Origin of the sequence: uncultured Campylobacter sp. (assembly GCF_938045775.1) — a bacterium.
Taxonomy (GTDB): Bacteria; Campylobacterota; Campylobacteria; order Campylobacterales; family Campylobacteraceae; genus Campylobacter_B.
In genome coordinates, this window is the sequence record NZ_CALIBH010000170.1 from 1 (window position 1) to 4231 (window position 4231).

Here is a 4231-nt window from a genome sequence, read left to right on the forward strand (position 1 = left end):
TTTTATTTAATAAGGCTAAAATTTTTTCTCGCCTCTTTCCGATCTACACTATCTCGGGATTTTTGCTTCTGATCTTTATCTTTCTTAGGATGATGAAGCCCGCTCTTCGCTTAGGCGGCGCGTTTAAGCTCGTTTATATCGTAAATATCGTCGCCTTCATCGCGCATACCGCGGGTCTTGCGCTACGCGGCTACGTTTCGGGGCACGCGCCGTGGAGTAACTCCTACGAATCGCTCATCTACATCGCGTGGGCGCTGTCGTTAAGCGGAATCTTTTTCTCGCGTAAATCCGCTATTTCGCTGGCGCTAACGTCAATAATGGCGGGCATCACGCTGATGGTCGCGCATCTTAGCGACATCGATCCGCAAATTACCAATCTGCAGCCGGTTCTAAAATCGCACTGGCTTACGATCCATGTCTCGGTAATCACAGCAAGCTACGGGTTTTTAGGCCTTTGCATGCTGCTTGGAATTTTTACTCTCGTGATGTTTTTATTCGATAAGAAAAATCCCGAGATCGCGCGCAACATCACGGAGGCTACGCATATCAACGAAATGTCGATGATCCTAGGTCTTTGCTTGCTGACGGTCGGCAACTTCCTAGGCGGCGTGTGGGCGAACGAAAGCTGGGGGCGCTACTGGGGCTGGGATCCGAAGGAGACCTGGGCGCTCATTACGATTTTCATCTACGCGGTAGTCGTACATTTTAGGTTTATGCCTAAGCTCAATAATCAGTTCGCCTTTGCCGTAGCCTCAATGTTTGCGTATTTTAGCGTCATAATGACCTATTTTGGTGTAAATTTCTACCTAAGCGGCATGCATTCATACGCTAGCGGCGAGCGTATCCCCGTGCCCGGCTGGGCGTACGCGATGGTCGCTTCGATGGTGGCCCTTGCGATCGCGGCGTATTTCCGCTCGGGCAAATCGGCTAGGCTTTAGATAGACGGGCTTAAATTTTAGAATAATAATTTTGAAATTTCGCCCGGATTTCGCAGTTTGCCGAGGCTTTAGGGATTTATGGAATTTATATTTAAATTTCAGCTAAGCTTTGGGATCCCGCAGAATTTTATAGAATTTTACGGCTCGCGATTGCACTAAATTTTAAAATTTTGCATCGCGACAGAATTCTTTGATGCTTGAAATTTTAAGACATCGTAAAATTCTAATGATTTAGAATTTGCACCGCTATGAGGTTTTAATGTTTTAAATTTTACTTCTAGTGGAATTTTTTCATACGACGGAAGCGCGACGTAATTTAGAATTTTAAAATTTCAGCTAGCGCGCTAGCGTAAAATTCTGCCCCGCCGCTGCCATAGCCGAGCAGTGAAATTTTAAAATTTGATTTTATAAATTCTATGCTCATTTTTAAATTTAAAATCTCGCGCTTTATGAAATTTTATTTATGATGTCGAAATTTTAAAATTTCGCACGCCATTGTCGCAATAACTCTTGCGCGACAAAATTTTAAATTCCGCGCCATGATAGAACATGACAGAATTTGAAAATTTATAAAATTTTAAACTGCGAAAACGCCTCGCTAGGCATTAAAATTATCTTAAAATATAATTTAGCTTGCAAGATTAAGCTAAATTTCTGCTTATAATCATATGGATTTAATCTTTATTTGGCTAAAATTGACGCTTGTCAATTTCTTAATTTGAAAGGATAAAGATGTCTGATCTAAAACAGGATAGACGAGGCTTTATCGGGCTTACTTTCGGCGCAGTTGCCGCTGTGGGTGGCGTTTTCGCACTCGTGGGGATGAAGAAATCGTGGGATCCGTTACCTAGCGTGCGCGCCGCCGGCGTCACTACGGTAGATTTAAGTCCGATCAAAGAGGGCGAGCTTTATCAAACGCAGTGGCGCAAAAAGCCGATTTTCGTGCTTAAAAAGACTGCCGATATGCCTAAAAACGATGCCCGTGACGTCGTCGTAGGGGATGCTAGATATACGCTTTGCATAGGGCTTTGCACGCATTTAGGCTGTATTCCTAGCTACAAGCCATCGACGCAACAGTTCATCTGTGCATGTCACGGCGGGATTTTCGATGCTAACGGCGTAAACGTGTTCGGTCCGCCGCCGCGTCCTATGGATATACCGCCCTTTAAAATCGACGGAACGAAACTCGTTTTAGGCGAAGAGGGCCCCGAATACCAAGCCCTAAAGCAGAAAGCATAGGAGGCGCAGATGGCACATATAAGAAAAGCTACGGGAGTTTGGGATTGGTTCGACCAAAGGCTCGCCGTAACGAAATTTTTCAAGGTGATGGTAAGCGAGTATTGGATTCCTAAAAATATCAGCTTCCTTTGGGCGATGGGTGTTATTTTGATGACGCTATTTATAGTTTTATTCGTTAGTGGACTAATGCTCGTGATGTATTATAAGCCGGATGTAAATTTAGCATTTGATAGCGTAAATTTTACGATTATGAAAGAGGTCGAATACGGCTGGCTATGGCGTCATATCCACGCGGTATCGGCGTCGGTTGTATTTTTGATCCTATACATTCATACTTTAGTAGCTATATATTACCGCTCGTATAAGCAAGGACGAGAGATGATTTGGGTAAGCGGAATGCTGCTTTTCATCATCTTTTCGGCGGAGGCTTTTAGCGGCTATATGCTTCCATGGGGGCAGATGAGCTACTGGGCAGCGATGGTTATTACGAATTTATTCGGTGGAATTCCCGTAGTTGGCGACGCGATAGTAGAGTGGATTCGCGGCGATTACGCCGTAAGCGATCCGACGCTGACACGATTTTTTATGCTTCATGTCTGTTTGCTGCCTCTCGTGGTGGTTGCGGTGCTGGCGGTGCATTTCTATTCGCTTAGATTTCCGCATGTAAATAACCTAGACGGCGAGGAGATTGACTTTGAGCTCGAGGGTGAGAAGTATTTGGAAGGAAAAACTAGCGAAAGCAAGGTAATTCCGTTTTGGCCGGGCTTTTTGGCGAAGGATTTTTTCTACGTCAGTATCTTTATGATATTTTTCTTTTATCTAGTGGGCTTTCACTTCGATTTTGCGATGGATCCGATAAATTTCGAGCCGGCAAACAGCCTCAAAACCCCGACGCATATCTATCCGGAGTGGTACTTCCTTTGGGAGTATGAAATTCTGCGCGGATTTTACTTCGACGTAGGGCCGCTTAAGGCTGCCGACATCGGACTTATCGCCTTTGCATTTGCCGGAGTTTCGCTATTTTTTATCCCGTTATTTGACCGCAGCAGCGTAGTAGCGCCTGCGCACAAAAACAAAGCGTTTTTCATTTGGTTTTGGATTTTAGTAATCGACATGATCCTGCTTAGCCTTTTCGGCAAGCTCCCTGCAGACGGCGCGGAGCTCGGTATCGAAAACAAATACTGGGGCTTTGCTTTATCAATCATCTATATCGGATTGCTCATCGTAGTGCTTCCGTTAATTACAATCGCAGAAAGAAAGAGGGTCTAGCCATGAAAGAGATAAGAACCCTAATCTTAGTGCTTTTTTGTGTGGGAATTTTATACTGGTTTATCGAGCCTTATGCTCATACTAAGCTCAGTCCGCACACCGATCCGGTAAATTACGACTTTGCAGCAGGCGATACGGCTTTAGCTGCGCATAACGTAGCCGCAGCAGAAAGCGCTTTGGCCGCAGCCGAAAAGGGCGGAGATGAGACGATGATAAAAAATTCTAAAAAAGCCCTAGCCAGTGCGAAAGAGCAACAAGACAAAACGGTGCTTTTTTGGGACGAGATAAATAAAATCGATCTTAGTAAAGGCGATGCCGTGCGCGGCGCCGAGACCTTTACAAATGCAGGCTGCACCGCATGTCATGGAGTAAAAAGTGCAAATATCCCCGCTCCTATGGACGCGGCAAGCGCCAGTGCCGCATACGGCGTCAATCCGCCGGATCTTAGTAGCGCAGGCTATCTATACACCGATAAATTCTTAGCTGCGCTTATCAAAGATCCGATCATGGCTCTTAAGCTAGATCAGAAATTTGGCGACGAAAAGCCTTTTCCGATGCCCGGGTTTTTCGGTGCAGGCGGTGATCTAAATCAAGAGATCGCTGATATCGTAGCCTATCTAAAATCGCTCGCTCCTAGCGAGGATAAGCTAATCGCCTCTGAAGCTGCAGCTAGCGGTATCAAGCAAGGCACCGAACTAGACGAAGCGCAGAAAAAATTCCTTTTAAGCAAGGCGGTTTTTGAGGATGCTTGTCTAAGATGCCACGACGTCAAATATGATAAGCTC

Annotated in this window: 4 protein-coding genes; all 4 read left to right on the forward strand. The window is 45.3% G+C overall.

Going from position 1 to position 4231, the window contains the following annotated elements:
• Nucleotides 1-938: cytochrome c biogenesis protein CcsA (gene ccsA / locus Q0238_RS06525; RefSeq protein WP_297944129.1), on the forward strand; the 938-nt coding region annotated here is incomplete at its 5' end.
• A gap of 732 nt (nucleotides 939-1670) precedes the next feature.
• Nucleotides 1671-2177, forward strand: coding sequence for a ubiquinol-cytochrome c reductase iron-sulfur subunit (gene petA / locus Q0238_RS06530; RefSeq protein WP_177387024.1), 507 nt, complete (start codon nucleotides 1671-1673; stop codon nucleotides 2175-2177).
• 9 nt (nucleotides 2178-2186) lie between these two features.
• Nucleotides 2187-3446 (forward strand): cytochrome bc complex cytochrome b subunit, encoded by a 1260-nt coding sequence (locus Q0238_RS06535; RefSeq protein WP_297944132.1) that lies wholly within the window; start codon nucleotides 2187-2189, stop codon nucleotides 3444-3446.
• Nucleotides 3447-3448: 2 nt separating this feature from the next.
• Nucleotides 3449-4231: cytochrome c (locus Q0238_RS06540; protein ID WP_297944135.1), on the forward strand; the 783-nt coding region annotated here is incomplete at its 3' end.